Raw genomic sequence first — 545 nt, 5'->3', positions numbered from 1 at the left:
CCCCGCGCTGTCGAACAACACGGTCATCCTATTCGGCATGGTGTTTTCGCTGTTCGTCAACGCCGCGCTGACCACGCTGCTCGCGCTCTTCCGCGAGGAACTGAAGAGCCTGCTCGTCTGGCAAATGGGCAGCTTCTCGCTGAAGGGCTGGGCGCACGTCCGTCTGCTTCTGCCGTTCTGCGCCGTCGGCATGTTCGGCGTCATGCGGTACGCGAAAGAAATGGACATACTGACCTTCGGCGAGGAACAGGCGAAATCAGCCGGCGTAGAGACGGAACGGGTCAAAAAGCTGCTGTTCCTATACGGCACGGTGCTGAGCGGCGGCGCGGTCGCGCTGAGCGGCGCGGTCGGCTTCGTCGATTTGATTTCGCCTCATGCCGCGCGGAAGCTCGTCGGTTCGACCCACCGCGCTGTCGTCCCTATGTCATTCCTCTTCGGCGGCTGTTTGCTGGCGGCGAGCGACGTCGCCGCGCGCACCGTCGTATCGCCGTCGGAACTGCCGGTCGGCGCGATAACCGCGCTCGTCGGCGCGCCGTTCTTCGCGG

The 545-nt window shown here is 64.6% G+C and carries 1 protein-coding gene; it reads left to right on the top strand.

Annotated features, from left to right (window positions below):
* On the top strand, positions 1 to 545 hold a 545-nt coding region (locus tag AWU74_RS07685; RefSeq protein ID WP_162505045.1), incomplete at both ends, for a FecCD family ABC transporter permease.

Source organism: Treponema endosymbiont of Eucomonympha sp., from assembly GCF_001028545.1.
The sequence above is the reverse complement of the archived record's forward strand: the minus strand, read 5'-3'. Positions and strand labels throughout refer to the sequence as shown.